Below are 19,830 nucleotides of genomic sequence, written 5' to 3'. Positions count from 1 at the left end.
AATGAACGACGAAATGGTAAATATCCCGACCATGGCGGAAATGTTGGCCAAAGGCGAAACGCCCGACATATTGTTTTGGGTAGGCTGTGCAGGTAGTTTTGATGATCGCGCACAACGCATCACCCGTGCCCTTTGTAAAATATTACTTCACGTCAATATAAAATTTGCCATTTTAGGTACCGAGGAAAACTGCACAGGAGATCCGGCAAAAAGAGCAGGAAATGAATTCTTATTTCAGATGCACGCTTTAATGAATATTGAAGTGCTAAACGCATATGAAATAAAAAAAGTAGTGACTGCCTGCCCACATTGCTTTAACACACTAAAAAATGAATATCCAACTCTTGGAGGGAATTATGATGTTATGCATCATAGTCAATTACTGCAAGAGCTGATTAATGAAGGCAAACTAAAAGCAGCAGGTATGCCCTTCAAAGGCAAAAAGATTACCTTTCATGATCCCTGTTATTTGGGAAGGGGCAACAATATATATGAAGCCCCCAGGCAAGTGCTGGAAGCGTTGGATGCCGATTTGGTCGAAATGAAGCGGTGCAAAAGCAATGGCCTATGCTGTGGTGCCGGTGGTGCACAATTATTTAAGGAAGCGGAAAAAGGAAAAAAGGATATCCATCAAGAACGAATAGAAGAAGCCTTAACCGTAAACCCTTCCGTAATCGCTACGGCTTGTCCGTTCTGCATGATCATGCTCAGGGATGGAATAAAGCATGTTAATCAGGAGAACGAAGTAAATATACTGGATATCGCCGAGATTACTGCTAAGGCAAACGTACTTTAAAAGCAAGCACCTTTCGGTTATCTTGATTGCTATTTCAAAATAATAACCTCTACCCTTCTGTTCTTTTCTCTACCTTCTTTGGTACTATTGGTTGCTACTGGTTTCGCTTTGCCATAACCCTTTGTTGCAATCTTACTTTCATCCAAACCTAAACTAACGGCATAGCTCTTAACTGATGCAGCTCGCTTTTCCGATAACCATTGGTTATAATCTGGTTCACCAGTAGCGTCTGTATGCCCGTTGATTTGGATACGTGCATTCGGATAATTTTTATTGATATAGGCAACCATATTTTTCATGGTCACTTTAGCTTTTTCAGAAAGATAAGAAGAATTGGTTGCAAACAATACATCTGATTCGAAAGTAAGGACTACACCCTCCTCAGTCTTAGAAACCGTGCCCCCATCAATATGATCCTCAGAAGGGGAAGAAACGACTTCTGCGCCATCATTTACAATCAGTTTTTTGCTTTTACAACCTACAAAAACAACAGACGTTACCAATGTTACGACAACAGTAACTTTTTTAATTATGTTCATGCTCAATGCTAATTAATCTATTTTGTTTATGAGGCGTAAAATAACTCAAAAGTAGCATGAAAAACAAACTTTCATTAAAACATATTTCAATCCGTGGCAACGGTAACACAACATTTCTCATTGTGCTGTAGATATCCATAGGTATAGACCAATAGCACAATCAAATAAAACCAGCAAACCTATTTCATAATTGGCTGTTATTTTAATAAATACAAATGATTTAAGCTATGAATAAGGATAAACCAAATATCACCAAGAATGAAGAAATTCCGAATGAACAGGCGGATCGCGGAAATGTAGAGAATCTAAAATACAATCCTGAAGAAGATAGTTTTGAATTAGATATTGATCCTGCTAGCAGAGATTATCCAGACGAGGAACGTGAATACCAGCATGAGGATCCTTACGACACAGCTGCTCCCGGAGGCGAAGACGACAATTCAGATTGGGACGAAGCCAACCCCTATGTTGGCGATGAATACGATCGGGATAAATCTTTAGAAACCGATGCAGAAGGTCTAGGTATGCATATCGATAATGGTCGAATTACCCGTTTAAATAAAAAAGATGAAAAATTAGCGGAAACACCAGAGGATAAAAGAGATGATCTGGATGAGGAGGGTTATCCAAAACGAGATCGGTAACCCCTATTATGTTGGTGTTAGGATCGTTAATTTTAGCTTATTGGTATAGCGCGTGAGTATCTTAACTTAGTCAAAACCCAGGTTAAATTCTTGTCTTAACTTATCCACCAAAGGATTTTTAGCAACCATGGCTTGATATTTTTCCTGATTGGTATAGGGTTTCCGTACGGTATTGTTTTCTGTCTGCACAGGAATAAGATCTATGGAGAAATTTTTTAATTTCACACGCAGCTCATTCAAAAGATCGATTTTGGAAATGGAGAGTAGATTTTCCTGGATTGGATTTTCGACAATCACCTCCACCTTATAATCATCGCGCAGTTTTGGTGCATTAGCGGTCATTAATGTAAAAAGCGTGATTTTGTTTTCAGCCTTTGCTTGATCGGCAAGTGCATGCCACAAAGCCAAAAAATCATCATAGGTAAATGCTTGCTGGTCGGCCCCAGCAATATATGCTGGCTCTGCATGAGCATCTATTATCGCTTTTTCTTTAAACACATCATTTAAGCTGGGAACAGCGGAAGACAGTTTAATGTCTTTGAAGCTTGGTATTTTAGGTTTGGATGAAGTATCCGAAACCGTCGTTGTTGATGCTGTAGATGGAGCAGATACCGGATTCTTGACAACAATTTTTGCTGGATCAGCATCTGCAGGAGTCACAGGCTTAACTACACTATCCGCTAAGGTGTCCGGTTTTTTTTTTACCGATTCATGTTGATCGGGAATTTCAAGAGCACCTTTACTCAACTGAATCGCCGACTTGATATGACACATTTTCAACAATGCTAACTCTACCTGTAATCGTTGATTCTTACTGGTACGGTAGTTAATCTCACATTGATTAGCAATAGTTAAGGCCGAAAGAAGGAGCCCTACCTCCAATTGATTCGCCTGCTCCAGATAACGTTGTCTGATATTTTCGCTAACCTCTAATAATTTGAGTGTAGCCGAATCCTTTCCCACTAGTAAATTTCTCAAGTGCGAGGCCAAACCTGAAATAAAGTGGCTGCCGTCAAATCCGTTAGCCAATACTTCATCAAAAACCAATAACGCATGGACAGCATCCTCAGCTAGAATTGCATCGGTTAATTTGAAGTAGTAATCATAATCTAGAATATTCAGATTATCAATGACTGCCTGATAACTAACATTTTTATTTGAAAAACTTACAATTTGGTCAAACATGGATAACGCATCACGCAACCCTCCATCAGCCTTTTGTGCAAGCAAGTGCAAACCATCTTCATCGTAGGCAACACCTTCTTTACGCGCAATGGTAGCTAAATGTCCGGCAATATGCTCTACCCGTATGCGATTAAAGTCAAAAATCTGGCAACGGGATAGAATCGTAGGTAGAATCTTATGCTTTTCGGTAGTAGCCAAAATAAATATGGCATAAGCAGGCGGTTCTTCCAAGGTCTTCAAAAAGGCATTGAACGCTTGAGTAGAAAGCATATGCACCTCGTCAATGATATAGATCTTATATTTTCCGGTCTGAGGTGGAATTCTTACTTGTTCGATAAGACTTCGGATATCATCCACTGAATTATTAGAGGCGGCATCCAACTCATGGATGCTAAAGGAATTTCCATTTTGAAAGGCCCTACAGGATTCACAAGTCCCGCAAGCTTCAATAGCAGATGTTAGGTGTTGGCAATTTATTGTTTTCGCTAAGATACGGGCGCAAGTTGTTTTACCCACACCCCGAGGGCCGCAAAACAAGAACGCCTGTGCCAGCTGATTATTCTTGATCGCATTCTTCAAGGTACTGGTAATATGCTGTTGTCCTACGACCGTTTCGAAAGTAGCAGGCCTGTATTTACGCGCTGAAACAATGAAATTATCCATCGGCACGAAGGTACGCATTTTGGAAGAATTAGCCAACGCGATAATTAGCTAATTGGCTAATTGATAAATTGGCTAATTAAATGATCGTTTGCAATTTAAAAAACATATCCCTATCTTTGCGCTCCGCTTCATGCGGATAATAATTTAATAAATTTTTCAACAACATGCAACAATACGAAACCGTAGTCATTCTTACCCCGTTGTTGTCAGAAGATGTTGCGAAAGAGGCTATTGCCAAATTCAAAAACATTCTTACTGAAAACGGAGCCGAAATTATCCAGGAGGATAATTGGGGTTTGAAGAAATTAGCGTACCCTATTGAGAAAAAAACAACAGGGTTCTATCACCTAACAGAATTTAAGGCTCCAGGTGAATTAATCAGCAAGCTGGAACTTGAATACAAACGGGATGAACGCGTTATGCGGTTCCTTACCATTTCTTTGGACAAGCATGCCATTGCCTACAATGAAAAAAAGCGCAGTGGTGCTTTTAATAAGAAACCAGAAACTAAAACTGAGGAGGTAGCAAAATAATGGCAAAAGAGCAAATTCAATACGTTACTGCCCCTAAAGTAGAGGATAACCGTAAGAAATATTGCCGCTTCAAAAAGAACGGCATCAAATATATTGATTACAAGGATGCAAACTTTTTGTTGAAGTTTGTGAATGACCAAGGCAAGATTTTACCTCGCCGCTTAACTGGAACTTCTTTGAAATTCCAACGTAAAGTGGCACAAGCGGTAAAGCGTGCACGCCATATTGGTTTATTACCTTACGTAACTGATTCATTAAAATAATCTGGAGGTAAGAACGACATGGAAATTATTTTAAAACAAGATATTAAGAAGCTTGGCGAGAAAGATGATATCGTAAACGTAAAGAACGGTTACGGTCGCAACTATCTTATCCCACAAGGTTTGGCAACGCTAGCTACACCTTCAGCCAAGAAAGTGCTTGCAGAAAACATCAAACAAGCACAATTTAAGCAAGAGAAAATCAAAAAAGATGCAACTGATCTTGCAGCTAAATTAGAGTCGATTAAATTAACGATCGGTGCTAAAGCAGGTGAAACCGGCAAGATCTTCGGTTCGGTCAACACTATTCAACTAGCAGATGCTTTGAAGAAAGAAGGCTTCGAAGTAGATCGTCGCCGTATCACTTTTGATGTAGAACCAAAAGAACTAGGAGAATATACTGCTAACTTAAACTTACATAAGGAAGTGAAAGTACAAGTTCCTTTTGTAGTAGTAGCTGAATAATCTTTATTCATTCAACAATAAACAAAAAGCTCCGTAATATTACGGGGCTTTTTTGCTGCCATGAATGGCAGCATCACTCCACGACTTTCCTGATTTTTTGTCAGCATCAATCCGTCTTTTCTACAGAAAACTGATTTTTTTCCGTTATCCCTATCTTTTCAACCTTGATTTTACAGCTTTAAAGGTATTGGCATATAAATTGTTTATAAATTCCTGTAAATCGATCTTCAAATTTTCAATTGTTAGTATTTGTATTAATTATTTAAAAAAGGAGGTTGTTTATGTCACTCATTAAAAGAAACGGAAATCATTTCTCTGCATTCCCAGCATTTTTTGATGATCTTTTCGCCAGTGAGCTATTCAACTGGAATAACAACAATCATTCATCAACCAGTACTACCGTACCGTCGGTAAATATCCATGAAACCAACGACAACTTTGAAGTAGACATGGCTGCTCCGGGCATGAATAAAGAAGACTTTAAGGTAGAGTTGGATGGAAATACGTTAACGATTTCATCGAACAAAAAGTACGAGCAAGAAGACAAACAAGAAGGATATACTAGACGTGAATTTAGTTATCAGTCTTTTCAACGCAGTTTTACGCTCCCAAAAGATGTGGTAGATGAAGATAAGATAGAAGCCCGCTACGATAATGGGATACTTCATTTAATTATCCCCAAAAAGGAAGAAGCGAAGAAAAAGGCCCCACGCCTTATTGAAATTGCTTAATTTACCTCTTAAAAAGGCTTGTTTTAAAAGCAAGCCTTTTTACTACCGCTTAGTTTTTTTCATCACTTATACAAGGGATTTTTCCTTGGAGCTAAACCAATGTTAATAAAAACACTTGTAAAAATAGTCCCTCGCGCTGCTCCACATAACGATTGTAAGCAATCATTTTACCATTAGGAGACCACACAGGTGCTCCAATGGGCTTGTCGTTCTCCGCAAATTTCTCGGTAATCCGAACGGTTTCGCCGGAAGCCACTTTTGTTACCCAAATGCTGCCATCGCCTGGATAAGCAATATACTGTCCATCCGGACTAAAATTAAATGGCCCTGTTACCGAAAAGTGGTTATGGGTCAGCACTTTAATTTCTCCATTTTGAGGTGAAACACTATATAACTGCACAAAACCTTGTTTATCCTCTGTTAAAAATGCAATAAGCTTCCCGTCAGTTGTGCTCCGCAACCAGTGCCTGGGTCCAATAATTCCTTTTTCAGTATGGGTTAATCGTCTTTGTATAATGCCTTTTGGCACACCCGGCCTTTGGTCAATAGTACCCTCTAAAGGTTCATCAACCGATGCAGGTTCGTATATATCATCTGGAAGATCCAACACGAACACTTCGGTAACCAATTTATTTTTCGTATTGCGCGTGTCCCCCTGAAAAGCAATCGCCCGATGCTGCCAGCTACCATCTTTACGAAGGTAGCCCCGCCCTCCTATCCATCCTTCATCATAAGCCTTATCTATTTCGTCTGTACCCGGTTCAGGATGGTCAACAACCTTTGCGACAATAGCAGAGAACCGCTGGCCACTATTATTCTCGTCTGCAGTATCGGCTTCTACCTGTACCGTACCTGGAACCATCACACCTACGGTACGCAGATCTCGTACGGAGCTATCCTTCTTTGCAAGTTGCTCCATAATATAGTCATTGTACGTAAAACTAATCCATTGTCCATCACCACTCCAGGAATGCGCATGGGTACCACCGCGCAATGCTCCCTTGGTAAAAGGTGGCATAATATCCCGAGCATCCATAAAGATCGGCTTTAAAGGATGATCAATAGCAATAGCTACTCCGGTTCGGCGAGTAGCGCTATACGGTTGGGAAATATCCGCATTCCGAATACCATGAATAAAAATTACCGTGTCAGCAACCGGAGAGAAGGTTGCTGCACCAACACCCGGTCCATAGGTGCTTTGATGATTGGTTCGATACAATACTCGGCGTTCTCCGGTTTTTGTATGAACGAGCTCAATGCTACTGGTACTACCAATCTGTGTATCGTCATTGCGCGTATCGTAAACGATCCATTGCCCATCTTTTGAAAAAACCTGTGTATTATGAATGGTATGCCCCTCAGCGGAAAAGGTAAGTTGTTTTTCTGTAAATTTCATCATGAAGTTATCCTGACAGGCCATACCCAGCATGGAGTATATGCAATACATAAATACAGTACGGTATTTCCTGTTCATTTCTTGCTGTTATTGAATCGTCTTGCTTGCTTTTGTTCTGAAATTTTTAATGCGATGGAAGGTTAAAAAATTAGCATCATGGTTATTGTGTGCACCACCTTCATCATCATCATAAGCCGTCCTAGAGGCCACGATGATATCTTTTCCTTCAAAAAGCCAATCAACGTATTGAAAACCATGTTTCGCTATGTCTGGATGTTGTAAAACAACTTCATGCACTTGCCAATGGGTTAAATCAGCAGAACTCATTAAAGCCAATGTATTCCGTATAGTAGCCGGATTCTTGCCTTTATTTTGTAGTTTAACGGCTTCTGGAATATAGTTACTCAGTGTCCAGTACCTTGCCGATTTTTCATCATAGCGAACCGCAAATTTTTTACTACCTCCGGGGAAGTTGATGAATCCCTTTTGCGCGTCAAAACGCGCTGTCTTTCCATCTGCACTGATCTGGACGATTGCCGCTTTCTCTTCCAATGTGGTCTTATCATCTACTCGTAATAAATCAATTAGCCCACCGTCAGGCGTTACCACGGCATTTCCTTCCAGCCATCCTGTAAAGTGCCCGTCCAGATAGGTAGAATCATATGTTAAGAAGTTGCTCGTGGACCAACTCTTTGCGTTCAACAAGTCTGCATCAACTGGAGCTGACATCATCATGGCACCATAACGTTTTCCCCATTCCAAAATGGGCCCATGAGCGGTTTCCATGGCACGCCATATACGGCCATCATGCTCAATAACGGGTACAGGCGCACAATGGAACATGCCCTTTAACAATAATCCATTCTCAGTACCCGTAGGTTGCGACCAGGTTTCTCCTCCATCTGTTGATTTACGAATCAAAACAGTGCCGTGATGCCGATCGGGACCCAACAAGTAGAGTGCACCATGGTGCACAAACAAACTTGACCAAAAGGCGCCGCGAATTTCGCTGACTTTCTTCCAACGCCTTCCCTGATCAGACGAACGATATACGGTAGTTATCGCCTGAACAAATTCTGAGCTAGCCGGGCCAAAAAAATCATGCGAGGCCACGTAATCTCCATTCGGAAGGATCGCAATACTTGGCGAGCCAATATACTGCCCCGAAGAAGCAGGCTGATGAGCGATGACTATACCTGGAACTTCATTAGGATGATTGCTTTGTGCTTTTGATAAAACTACTTGACAGGTCAATACAGTCAATAGTATATAGTTCATTATTCGATTCATGTTAACTAATTAAGTTTATTTGGATCCAATATAACATGTTTAATGGATCGCCGATTAAAAGTATAGGTAATATGTACCAAACCATCTTTGGCTTGAATAACTGCTGGATATGCATATCCATCCGCTATGGGTTCATTTTCCAGCGTAAGCACTGGTTTCCACTCCTCACCATTAGACGAGACCGCTACATTAAGCATATTTCTTCCTTTTGGTTCTACTCCTTTTTTCGTTGTATGGTTATACACCAATAGTTGCCTTCCATCTTGCAAAGTAACCGCATCTGTGCCCGAGTTGGGATTAGGTAAAGGTAAAGCAGTTAGCTCACGCCACGTTTTTCCGCTGTCGGTTGACCAGCTTTGCACCAGCACATCCTGAGCAGTACGACAAACAACTTGCAATCTCCCATCCGGATAGGTCAGTATACTGGGTTGTATAGCATCAAATTTCTCCCCGTCATGAATAGGGCCAACCACTTGCCAGGTTTTGCCTAAATCCTTACTCATTTCAAAATACACTTGCCATTTAATTCCATTTGCTGTACCAGGGCTTTCCATGCTTGTGGGATTCATGATCGTACCATCACTTAGTTGAATTGGCTTATTTTTAATTGGGCCTAACAAATGACCAATTTTCGGATTATCTCCCAATTTTCTAGGCACCGACCATGAGCGCCCATCATCAGTAGATGTCATAACCATCCCCCACCACTTTTGTGGACTTGGCCCAACCTTATAAAATAACATTAGGGGTCCTTCTTTGGGCTGAAATAATACCGGATTCCAACAAGGATAGCGTAACGAGTCATTGATATAGCCATTAGCTACTTCAACTGGCCAGCTCCATTTTCCATTGCTCAAGTGCGCAATCCGTATACCTACGTCTGGATCTCCCTCTTTTGTTCCAGCAAAGAAAGCCGCAACCATACCTGAAGGCGTTTCAATAATCGTAGATGCATGGCATTGCGGTGTAGGTTTATGATCTAAAGGGTAAATTAATTCCCCTTTAAGGTAAGCTCCTTGGCCAGCTTGAGCTAATTGCGGCATGCTTTCATTCGTATGCTCCTTCCTGGGCGTCTGTGCATATATAGGTAAATAAACAAGTCCGGCCATGAGTCCTATTATCAAAAATCGCTTTACCATATTATAGTATGCATGATTAGGTGTTAAAATATAGTTCTGCTAATTTAGGTTAATATCCTTCATTTTGAACCATTAACGGATCAGCATCCATCACAACCTGTGGGATAGGAAATAATGCGTGATAAGCCTTTGCATTTTTACCCCGTTTTTGCGCGTTTTCTATAAATTTTCCCATTCGGATAAGATCCATCCGACGATGTCCTTCAGAATAAAACTCCCAGCCACGTTCTTTTAATAAATGATCACGCAGTGCCTCTGTTGATGAATAGTCGCTTAAAGCCAATTTAGGCAAGCCAGCCCTAGTACGTACCTGATTTATTAAATCAATCGACGCTTGGGTCGGTCCGTTTAACTCGTTCAATGCTTCGGCTCTAGTCAAGAGAATATCAGCAAAACGAATCTCCGGAATATCGTTGCCATGGGAGGCGCCTTGTGCATTTGGATCTGGCCAATACTTAAATGAACGAATGTTATTATCTCCTAATAAAGATATCGTCTGACCAGCGCTGTTTATATAAGAAGTGATCAGCAGATCCCTTCGTTTATCACCTGGCTCAAAAGAATTATAGAAATCATCATAAATTCTAAATTCATTAGGCCAATTGACATATGTACTCAGGTATTTAATTCCAAGGCTTGGCGCTTCGGCAAAATTATCTGGAAATGACGTGTTAGCCCAACTATTGGCTGTAGCGCGATCACTACTGGCAAACGCCGGTCTGACCCAAATGTATTCTGCATTTCGCTCATTTTCCACCCGAAACATATTTTTATATTCCGGAAAAAGATCATAGCTGAATTGATTGATCATATCTTCGGCTATCACTGCACTTTTTTGCCATTGCTTCGTATTCAAGTAAAACTTACACAAATATCCCATTGCCGCAGCCTTATGAGCTCTTCCGTAGGCTGCCTCTTCTCCCGGGGCGGGCAAATCCGCTATGGCTGCTAACAATTCGCTTTCTATAAAATGCTGTATTTCCTCCTCAGATGCCCTAGCCAATTGCAACGTTTGCGTAGTTGTAGTCCGCAGTGGAACTGTTCCAAACATAAAATACAACTTATAATAATTGATCGCTCTCAAAAACTTACATTCGGCTATATATACTTTCTTTTCTCCATCGCTAAGCTCGGCATTTTCCATATTCTCCAGCAACAGATTGGCGTCACGAATCGCTTGGTAAGGAGGATCCCAGTTTGTCGTCAAAAAATCAATAGAAGGATCCCAAGTAAAATTAATAAAGTCGCGTGCAGTCCGTTCAACATTATCACCAGATTGATATAAAATATCTGTTGGCCATTCTTGTGGTGCCAACACATATATGGAATTGTTACTGTTCATATTTGCGGTTCGCGCATATGCGTCTGTCAACAACGATTCAATCCCTTCTTTCGTTCCTAGAAAGTTCTCCGGCGCAAGCTGTGAAAACACCTCTTCATCTAAAAATTTACTACATGACTGAAGCATGCACATTGCACCGATACTTAGTACCAAGTAGCTATATCTTAACGTTTTCATAACACTTTATTATAGTCCTAAATTAACCCCTATTAAAAAAGTCCTCGCAGATGGATAAGCATTCCAGTCAATCCTAAAATTAGCGCTTCCATTAGGATTCAAAGCCGGATCGTATCCGGTATAATCCGTTATGGTAACTAAATTTTGGCCGGAAACATATAAGGAGAGTGCCTTGATGGTCGATGTTTTCAACGGCAGCTGATAGCTTAATCTAATCGTATTTAACCGAATATAGGAAGCATCCTCTACTGTATACGAATTAACCGTTTTCTGTCCCTGCCCATTTGGATTGACAAAAGAAGGATAAATCGACGATGGATTTTCGGGTGTCCATCGATTAAGGAGAGGTTCCGCCAAACGATTTCGCTTTAAGTTCGCCGGGAAATAGGTGTCAACGAGATTATTATTAAGCATTTTTGCTCCATTTACACCTTCAATAAATACATATAGACCAAAATTTTTATAGCTAAACGTATTGGTAAAAGACCACATAAAACTCGGAAAAGAGCTACCCAATAGCACACGGTCTTCCGCATTTACTACGCGATCACCATTCGTATCAACATACTTGATATCGCCTGGACTAACTTGGTCATCGGTTACTGAAAAATCATCGTTTTGCTGCCATATGCCTGCTATCTTATAGCCATAAAAAGAGTTTAGTGGCTTTCCTTCTTCTATAATAGCGATTTGGCTTGTAGAACCAGCTGATCCTGTAATGATATTTTCAATACCACCCAAATTGGTTACTTTATTCTTTAAAGTATTTAAACTGATGTTAGAATCCCATTTAAATGCACCTGTCAAATTATTTGTGGTCAACATGAATTCAAAGCCCGAATTCCGTACTCCTCCAATATTTGTCATAATCGTAGAAAACCCTGTTGAACGTGGGACTGGCAAGTTCAGTAACATATCTTTTGTGTTTTTCGTATACCAGTCTATCGTTCCAGATACTCTATTTTGAAGAATACCAAAATCCAATCCTAGGTTAAGCTGTTCCGACGTTTCCCATTTCAAATTGAGATTCGCCAAGCGGGAGGGCGTCGTTGAGGTAACTTGAACACCATCATAAACATATTTAAGTCCCGTACCAAATGTAGACATGGATTGATAGTTTCCGATCTCTTGATTACCCGTCTGCCCCCAACTAGTCCTTAATTTTAGATTGCTTAAACTTTTTACATTTTTAAGAAAATCTTCTTCATTCAATTTCCATCCTAAAGCTACAGAAGGGAAATAGCCATACTTGTTATTCGTACCAAATCTAGAAGAACCATCCACACGCAATGCGGTGGTGAATAGATATTTATTTAATAAAGTATAATTCACTCGTCCTAAATAAGATAGCAAACTATTCGAGCTTTTACCACTGCTGGTAATATGGGTTGTCGGATCTCCTAAGCCAAGGTTGTCTGTCTTCGTGACGTCAGCAGGAAATCCTCTTGCTTCCGCAGAAAAATCATTGTCGATAAAACGCTGCCCGGTCATACCGATCACTGCGTTTAATGAACTTTGCTTAAAATCCCGATGGTAATTAATGGTTCCTTCAACTAAATAGTTACTATTTTTCCCCTGCAAAATGCTAGCGATCCCCCCTGCAGCATTACCATCTATCGTTAATCGATTCACATAGGTATCCCTTCGTTGATTGACCACATCGCCACCTACATTTAATTTTGCTGATAAACCCTCAGCTAGTTGATACTCACCATAAATGGTCCCAAATGTACGGTATAGGTTTGACCTCGCTTGCTTTCCATTAGCTATAGCCAGCGGATTATCAATATTCATATCTTTTGACAAGGTGTATTTACCGTTATCATCCCAAATACTTAAGGTAGGATCATAATTGATAGCCGCATATACAATCCCCGCCCGCTCATTCAAGTCCATACCGTTGGGCACATACAGATCCTTACTATAAGACGTGCTTAAACTGAGACCTAACTTAAACCGGTCGGCATGATGTTCTAAGTTAATCCTTCCGGTATAACGTTTATTATTGGAATGTAGCAGGATACCATCTTGATCATAATAATTTAATGAAGCCAGGAATGTTGTATGTTCATTTCCTCCGGAGAAGGAAAGATTGTGGTTTTGTATAGCGGCCTGTTGATGATAAATTTCATCTAGCCAGTTTGTTCCTGTTCCACTAATGTCTGTTATTTTTTGACTTTCATTACCGCCACCTGCATCAATAATTGCATTCATCACACGCATATAATCTGGTGCATTTAAAAGTTCAATTTTATGTGCCACATTTTGCATACCAGCATAGGCATCATACTGAACACGCAATGCGCCAGAACTTCCGCTTTTGGTTGTAATCAATACAACGCCATTGGCTCCTCTTGAACCATAGATTGCGGTGGCAGAGGCATCCTTCAATACCTCTATGGAGGCGATATCATTTGGATTAATGGAATTTAATGGATTTCTAACGGTACGCATCCCGGTAAAACTGGTTCCCGATCCGGTAACTGCAGCGGAATTATCTAAAGGAAGGCCATCAATCACGTAGAGCGGACTATTTCCCGCATTGATTGATCCTACGCCACGGATATTCACCGATATTCCTCCCCCTGGTTCGCCGCTATTTTGTACGACCTGTACGCCTGCTGCTTTACCCGCTATCAGCTGGTCTGCTGATGTAATAGCCCCTTTATTAAAGTCTTTAGAACTCAATGTCGTTACAGAACCTGTCAAATCACTTTTCTTCACGGTTCCATATCCCACAACAACCACCTCATCCAACTTGGCATCGTCTGGGTGCAATAAAACCGGAATGGTTTGTCTACCATTAATGGCTATAGCTTGTGTTTGATAGCCTAAAAAACGGAATTCAAGTTCTTTCGTGTTGAGCGGAACTGTTAAGGAATAGTTTCCTTTTTCATCGGTGCTTGTCCCTGCAGTTGAGCCAATAGCCTTCACTGAAACGCCTACTAATGCTTCGTTGCTTTGTGCGTCCATTACTTTTCCGTTGATCACTGTCTGGCCCAATGCATGGCTGTAGGCCATGGCAATGATACAACCGACAAGCCATATCTTTATAAATACTGGTTTTATCATAGCTTTGGTTATTTATTAAAATGGTAATCGTTATGGTTAGTTCTATCCAACAAAGATCTGTTGCTTATCCAACACATTTTTGTCGCTTATTCCCCAATTATTATACAATATTTGCTCGTTTATCGTAGCAGATCTAAATCAATCGTTGCAAGTAATTGTTCATAGGCAACTTTTAGCCGAGCCATTGTTATTTTCAGTTCGGCTGTTAGTGGTCCAACGGCCTTTCTGGTCAAGTTTCGAATGGACAATCCTCTCTCCTGAAGAAAATACTTAGCCACCAGCGGGTAGGCCGTATGCATGACATCCATTTGATCGATAAAAAACTGCTGTACAAAGGCAACTTGTTCTGCAACAGCTGGATTGTCGTAATTTTCGCAAAGCCAAACTACTAATTCCGGATAATAGTTCCCTTGAATACAGGAAAGTCCGGCAGACCCTGCCTTTAATGAGTCTACTGCATGAACCATGTAGGCATCATACAAACCGAAACCCAATGCATCATGAGTTGATGCCAATTTTGCTTTCACCTGTTCAATATCCAGACAGGTGTCCTTGTGATAAATGACGCGACCGGTATCTACGAAACGTTTTAATTGCTGTGCACTCAGTACGCGCTTAAAGGGTTCCGGGCATTCGTAAAATCCTAAAGGAATGCTTGCCGTAGCAGCTAGCAATTGGCTAAAACGTTCATCAAATACTTCCGCCGTTTCCGATTCAGCAGCCAGCATGTTAGTAATGACAATGACCGCTTCTACACCGGTCTCATACATCCGCTTCACAAAATCTGCCTGTTGTTGAATGGTACCGCCGAAAGTCCCGGTAGCCACTACAGGTATCGCACCATCAGCCACACGAACCACATGTGCGGTCACATCAAGCCGCTCGTCACTCGTTAGATTAAACATTTCGCTCGACTGGCAATTGGCAAATAGACCGGAAGCACCTGCCTGTATATAAAATTCCGTTAACGCGGTTAGTCCGTCATAATCCACTGCCCCGTTTTCCTTGAACGGAGTCAGCATTACGGGTATAAAACCTTTTGATGTTTTGCTCATTGATGATAGGGTAAATCCTTTTTATGTACATTAGATGAACACAAAGGTATACCCCGAAAATGCAGCTATGCTATAGCAAATTGGCGCGGTATTATAGGATATTAGCCAATTGATAATTCCTTGGTATGACCAGCTCTCAGTTCCGTTTTCTTTTGGACAACAGCGTTCCAGTCAGGGAAATAACCAAGGTTCCGACAACAATGATCATATTTACATGCAGTGGATAACGTAAAAAAGCATAATCGTCTGGTATCAGATATGAAAAAGTCATCCACAGAATAACCAACACCCCAACGATGACAGCGATAATGGCATCCTGATTACCTACTTTTTTACTCATCATCCCCAACAGAAACAGTCCCAACATACCGCCGGCAAAAATACCGGATAACTGCCACCAAATATCCAGGACACTTTTCACACCGATCATAGCCACTCCGGTAAACATGCCCAGTAAACCAAAAAGGGCAGTGGCAATGTATAGCAAGCGGAGTTGGCCTTTTCCAGTCAAATTGGGATTGATGTATCGCTTATAAATATCTTCAGAAAATACGGTAGCTGACGCATTCATGCCAGAACTAATGGTACTCATCGCCGCGGATAAAATAGCCGATACGATAAGGCCTACCAAACCGACCGGAATTTTAGTAACCATAAAATAAGGCATTACTTTGTCCCCATAATCCGCTGGCTGAAGTGTTGCTGCCATTTTCGCTATTTCGGTAGCAGAAGCATTAGAAGAAAGACGTTCTGCCGCAGCTCGTAATTTAACCGGCTCAATTAAAACAGGATTTGCTTGATAATAGGCGTATAAACAAGCTCCTATTGCAAAAAATAAGAGCGATGCAGGAAGATAGATCCAAACGCATAACCATACCGACTTGCCCGCTTCTTTTTCCGAGGTTGCCGTATGATAGCGTTGTACGTAGTTTTGATCCATCCCAAAATTATTCAGGTTTATAAAAAACCCATACAGTAGAATTGCCCAAAAACTTGCCTGTGTAAAATCGAGCTTAAAACTACCCAAACTAAATTTATGATCGGTTTTTCCGATGTCGATAATCTTGGAGACTCCACCAGACATATTTGTTACGATCAAGTAAATAATTAACACCGCTCCAAGGGTCTTAATTACCCCTTGCACAACTTCCGTCCAAATGACAGCCTCTATCCCCCCCATTACGGTATAAATAATAATACAAGCACCGGTTACGATCATAATCAATTCCATGGAGTACCCGGTAAGTGCTTGCAGGCTCAAGGCTATCCCAAAAAAAACAGAGCCCATACGAGCAAGTTGGGTCAATAAAAAGCAACTAACCGCATAACTCCTCGCCCACGGACCAAACCGTTTTTCTAAGTTAGTATAAGCAGAGACCTCTCCGGTAGCCCGGTAAAATGGAACGAAATACTTCACGGCTACCCATGCCGCTAGGGGCATGGAAAGGCTAAAGACAAAAGCATTCCAATTGCCTCCATAAGCCTTTCCGGGCACACCCAGAAAAGTATTACTACTTAGAAAGGTAGCATAAATGGATAAGCCTATCGCCCATCCGGGAATGGAACCAGAAGCTTTGGTAAATTGATCAGCACTTTTATTTTTACGTGAGAACCATGCGCCCACGAAAACCATGGTGAGTAAATATAAAAAAATAACACATAAATCAATAAGGGGAAGATTCTTCATTACTGGTTTTTAATTGAAAATGCACGTTTACAAAAATACACTTTAATCTATGCTTATGGGCGCCACGGCTGTAAATGAATATGCGCTGCGACTAAACAAGCTAGTTTAGCATTTCACAAAGGTGAAAGGATTATACCTTAGGTTTTTAAAGCTTATTAGCCACTTTTTGTACGATCTTATCATTTGCTTGCCATATGACTTTCTTTTTCTTAATTTAGTTCGTAGAATGCTATAGCTAACATAGCCACGTTATAAATCTTTATTTAGCCTTAAGTGCTGAAACATTAACAAAAAAATTATGAAACCATTTTTTCATAAAGTTCCTACACAGATTCAAACATCGTTTAGTGTCCGGCATGATGTCAAAGCCAATTTTGGTTCCGTTTGGCATTATCATCCTGAACTGGAACTGCATTATGTCATCAGGGGGAAAGGTGTGCGATTTATCGGAGATAATATCAGCAACTTTTCAGCCGGAGAGGTGTTACTACTGGGAAGTAATCTGCCCCATATGTGGCAATGCAATGAAGAATATTACCAAAATCATCCCGAAAATAAGGTAGAAGCCATTGTTATCCAATTTCGGCCCGATTGCCTAGGCCGTGAGTTTCTAAGCTTACCCGAGGCCTATCAGCTCCCGAGGATCTTTGAGAAAGCACAAAAAGGGATAAAAATCATCGGTTTAGCACGGGTGAGGTTAGTTGAATTAATGCACAAAGCTACCCATGCAACAGGCTTGGATAGGCTAATCACACTATTGTCTATTTTCAACATATTGGCAGAGACGGAAGAGTACTTAACCATTGCTTCTGCTTACTATTTTTATAAATCTAATGATGCAGATACGATTCGACTGAATAACGTTTGTACATACACCCTTAGTAATTATAAAAAAGAAATAAGTTTAGAGGAAATTGCTTCAATAGCTAACTTAAGTGAAACTTCTTTTTGCCGTTATTTCAAATTAATGACCAATAAAACCTATTATGATTTTCTCATCGAAATTAGGGTAAGTCACGCTTGCAGGCAACTGGTGGAAGACAAGTTACCAACAGAGGTGATCTGTTTCGAATGCGGTTTCAATAATGTATCTAATTTTTATAGGCATTTTAAAAAAGTAATGGGAACTACGCCATTAAGCTATAAACGTAAATTTCTGCTAAAGGAAAATTTTGTTGCTTAGTATTAAAATCGTTCGAACATTTTTTTATCTTTGTATAAATCTGCTGAAGTAGGGCCAAATCAATCCAATATCAGCCATCGAAAAGGTAAAAAGTCCGCTCAAGTCCGCTAAACTCCCTTCAAGTCCGCTTAAGTCCGTTCGTTAGCTATCTTTCATTTGTCTACCTCGGTTCTTTCCTTTAATCACGCCAGTAGGTAACGGACGTATTCTGTACGTATCGCCTTTGAATAATATATCCTTTGCGTAATATATTAGGTAGTATCTCAACATTTTTATACCTACATTTTTTTAAACCCACATTTATTTTAGCTTTGCAGCCTGATAAAATCAGGTAATGCTATCATGGCCATCAAACGTTCGCCAAAAAAGAATACATTTCGCAAACAAGGTGCACCAAAACACTCAACAAGAAGGTCTACTTCCATACAAAAAGACCGCTTGGCAACCTTATGGAAACAACGAAAATTTGGTGCTTTCTTTGCCTACATAGCCCTCTGTTTTATTGCTATCAGCATTGGCTGGGTATTCCTGCTCCGCTTTATTAATCCACCGCTTACCTGGCTAATGGTGCAACGTGGATTTGAACGGAAATGGGAAGGAAAGGATTGGAAATTGGAGAAAAGATGGGTACGTTATGATGAACTTTCCGACAATCTAAAAAAGGCAGCAATTGCTGCAGAAGACGCACATTTTATGGTTCATTCGGGTTTTGATATCCATGCCATACGCAATGCTTATGAAAAGAATCAAGCAGGTAAATCCTTACGAGGTGGCAGCACCATCAGTCAGCAAACCGCTAAAAATGTCTTTCTATGGCCGGGTCGGTCTTGGCTACGAAAAGGGTTTGAAACGTATTTCACTGTCCTTATCGAATTATTATGGGGCAAAAAAAGAATTCTGGAGGTTTACCTCAACGTGATAGAAACGGGAGACGGACTATATGGTGCATATGCAGCGACAACGGCTTATTTTAAAAAATCACCAGCGGCCCTTACTAAAAGACAAGCCGCATTGATTATTGCCGTATTACCTAACCCGAGAAGATGGTCACCAGCTAAACCTACTGCCTATATTAACCGAAGAGCCTCTCTAATTGCTCGCTATCTTAATTACAGCCAAGTCCCTAACTAAGCAAATACCTTAGCGTGCCAGCTTTGCTTAAACGGTACTTCCCATTGCTTGGCTAGCTCATCTTTATTGGAGGCGAGGTTATTAAATACGATCGTATCCGCTGTGATTTTTCCATCCGCTATTAATTGTTCAAATTGGGTACGGGACACCACCCGAATATCATCTTCCGCACGATAAGCGATCTGCATGCGGTCGAACAACGAAATCCTAAGCTCTTGCTCCAGCTCTTTTAACAAACGAACAGACGTATCAATCGAACAGCCACTCGGCATAGCATGCGATTGATCTACCGAGAGGATAATAAATAAATGGTATCTGATTTCAACAGTAGCTGCCAATGGAACACCATGTGCTTTCCATTGCGCCGTAAATTGCGCTAATTTATTCCATACCATTTCTTCTTCGCGCTCATTAAGTGGTCTTGAAGCCTGATATATCCAAATTCTTTCCATGTTTTAAATTCAAAAATAAAAAATAAAAAGCTTTTTGAGTTGTATGTTATAAGAACGGAAAGCCTAAAGTAGAATTTTGACATGCTACTA

18 protein-coding genes are annotated in these 19,830 nt (G+C 40.6%); 8 read left to right on the top strand and 10 right to left on the bottom strand.

What is annotated here, in order from left to right; genetic code table 11:
* Position 1: 1 nt before the first annotated feature.
* Entirely contained in the window at positions 2-796 is a 795-nt protein-coding gene (locus tag ABD930_RS02770) for a (Fe-S)-binding protein (RefSeq protein WP_345230166.1), read from the top strand.
* 29 nt (positions 797-825) lie between these two features.
* Here ABD930_RS02770 and ABD930_RS02765 read toward each other — a convergent pair whose 3' ends face one another.
* Positions 826-1,335 (bottom strand): OmpA family protein, encoded by a 510-nt coding sequence (locus tag ABD930_RS02765; protein WP_345230165.1) that lies wholly within the window; start codon positions 1,333-1,335, stop codon positions 826-828.
* Between the two features lie 227 nt (positions 1,336-1,562).
* Here ABD930_RS02765 and ABD930_RS02760 point away from each other — a divergent pair, with 227 nt between their 5' ends.
* Positions 1,563-1,979: a hypothetical protein gene (locus tag ABD930_RS02760; protein WP_345230164.1), complete on the top strand. Its 417-nt coding sequence runs from the start codon at positions 1,563-1,565 to the stop codon at positions 1,977-1,979.
* Positions 1,980-2,045: 66 nt separating this feature from the next.
* On the opposite strand, the gene ABD930_RS02755 is transcribed toward ABD930_RS02760, so the two are convergent.
* Positions 2,046-3,827 carry a DNA polymerase III subunit gamma/tau gene (locus ABD930_RS02755; protein WP_345230300.1) on the bottom strand — a complete coding sequence of 594 codons (1,782 nt, stop codon included), beginning with the start codon at positions 3,825-3,827 and terminating at the stop codon, positions 2,046-2,048.
* Positions 3,828-3,991: 164 nt separating this feature from the next.
* On the opposite strand from ABD930_RS02755, the gene rpsF reads away from it, so the two are divergent.
* The 4 genes from rpsF to ABD930_RS02735 all read left to right on the top strand — a co-directional run bounded on the left by rpsF (position 3,992) and on the right by ABD930_RS02735 (position 5,816).
* On the top strand, positions 3,992-4,360 hold the full coding sequence (rpsF, locus tag ABD930_RS02750; RefSeq protein ID WP_345230163.1) for a 30S ribosomal protein S6: 369 nt from the start codon (positions 3,992-3,994) through the stop codon (positions 4,358-4,360).
* Entirely contained in the window at positions 4,360-4,623 is a 264-nt protein-coding gene (gene rpsR / locus ABD930_RS02745) for a 30S ribosomal protein S18 (protein ID WP_013665626.1), read from the top strand. Before rpsF ends, rpsR begins: the two co-directional genes overlap by 1 nt.
* Before the next feature lie 18 nt (positions 4,624-4,641).
* Positions 4,642-5,085 (top strand): 50S ribosomal protein L9, encoded by a 444-nt coding sequence (gene rplI, locus ABD930_RS02740; protein ID WP_345230162.1) that lies wholly within the window; start codon positions 4,642-4,644, stop codon positions 5,083-5,085.
* Between the two features lie 281 nt (positions 5,086-5,366).
* Positions 5,367-5,816, top strand: coding sequence for an Hsp20/alpha crystallin family protein (locus ABD930_RS02735; RefSeq protein WP_345230161.1), 450 nt, complete (start codon positions 5,367-5,369; stop codon positions 5,814-5,816).
* A 91-nt stretch (positions 5,817-5,907) separates the two neighbouring features.
* Here ABD930_RS02735 and ABD930_RS02730 read toward each other — a convergent pair whose 3' ends face one another.
* From ABD930_RS02730 to ABD930_RS02700, 7 genes are all read right to left on the bottom strand, one after another.
* Positions 5,908-7,290 (bottom strand): DUF3748 domain-containing protein, encoded by a 1,383-nt coding sequence (locus ABD930_RS02730; protein ID WP_345230160.1) that lies wholly within the window; start codon positions 7,288-7,290, stop codon positions 5,908-5,910.
* A 9-nt stretch (positions 7,291-7,299) separates the two neighbouring features.
* Positions 7,300-8,490, bottom strand: a complete 1,191-nt coding sequence (locus ABD930_RS02725; RefSeq protein ID WP_345230159.1) for an exo-alpha-sialidase — start codon at positions 8,488-8,490, stop codon at positions 7,300-7,302.
* A gap of 17 nt (positions 8,491-8,507) precedes the next feature.
* Positions 8,508-9,641 (bottom strand): sialidase family protein, encoded by a 1,134-nt coding sequence (locus ABD930_RS02720; protein WP_345230158.1) that lies wholly within the window; start codon positions 9,639-9,641, stop codon positions 8,508-8,510.
* A 49-nt stretch (positions 9,642-9,690) separates the two neighbouring features.
* Positions 9,691-11,160 carry a RagB/SusD family nutrient uptake outer membrane protein gene (locus ABD930_RS02715; protein ID WP_345230157.1) on the bottom strand — a complete coding sequence of 490 codons (1,470 nt, stop codon included), beginning with the start codon at positions 11,158-11,160 and terminating at the stop codon, positions 9,691-9,693.
* A 9-nt stretch (positions 11,161-11,169) separates the two neighbouring features.
* A complete protein-coding gene (locus ABD930_RS02710) occupies positions 11,170-14,232 on the bottom strand; it encodes a SusC/RagA family TonB-linked outer membrane protein (RefSeq protein WP_345230156.1) in 3,063 nt (1,020 codons plus the stop codon).
* A gap of 119 nt (positions 14,233-14,351) precedes the next feature.
* Positions 14,352-15,287, bottom strand: coding sequence for a dihydrodipicolinate synthase family protein (locus ABD930_RS02705; RefSeq protein ID WP_345230155.1), 936 nt, complete (start codon positions 15,285-15,287; stop codon positions 14,352-14,354).
* Between the two features lie 136 nt (positions 15,288-15,423).
* A complete protein-coding gene (locus ABD930_RS02700; RefSeq protein ID WP_345230154.1) occupies positions 15,424-16,974 on the bottom strand; it encodes a sodium:solute symporter family protein in 1,551 nt (516 codons plus the stop codon).
* A gap of 298 nt (positions 16,975-17,272) precedes the next feature.
* Here ABD930_RS02700 and ABD930_RS02695 point away from each other — a divergent pair, with 298 nt between their 5' ends.
* Positions 17,273-18,157, top strand: a complete 885-nt coding sequence (locus tag ABD930_RS02695; RefSeq protein WP_345230153.1) for an AraC family transcriptional regulator — start codon at positions 17,273-17,275, stop codon at positions 18,155-18,157.
* Positions 18,158-18,499: 342 nt separating this feature from the next.
* Positions 18,500-19,288, top strand: a complete 789-nt coding sequence (mtgA, locus tag ABD930_RS02690) for a monofunctional biosynthetic peptidoglycan transglycosylase (RefSeq protein WP_345230152.1) — start codon at positions 18,500-18,502, stop codon at positions 19,286-19,288.
* Here mtgA and ABD930_RS02685 read toward each other — a convergent pair.
* Positions 19,285-19,740, bottom strand: a complete 456-nt coding sequence (locus ABD930_RS02685) for a ubiquitin family protein (RefSeq protein WP_345230151.1) — start codon at positions 19,738-19,740, stop codon at positions 19,285-19,287. The genes mtgA and ABD930_RS02685 overlap by 4 nt on opposite strands.
* Positions 19,741-19,830 lie beyond the last annotated feature (90 nt).

It is taken from the genome of Olivibacter ginsenosidimutans, from assembly GCF_039542865.1.
GTDB lineage: Bacteria > Bacteroidota > Bacteroidia > Sphingobacteriales > Sphingobacteriaceae > Olivibacter > Olivibacter ginsenosidimutans.
This window is presented reverse-complemented; position numbering and strand designations above follow the sequence as displayed.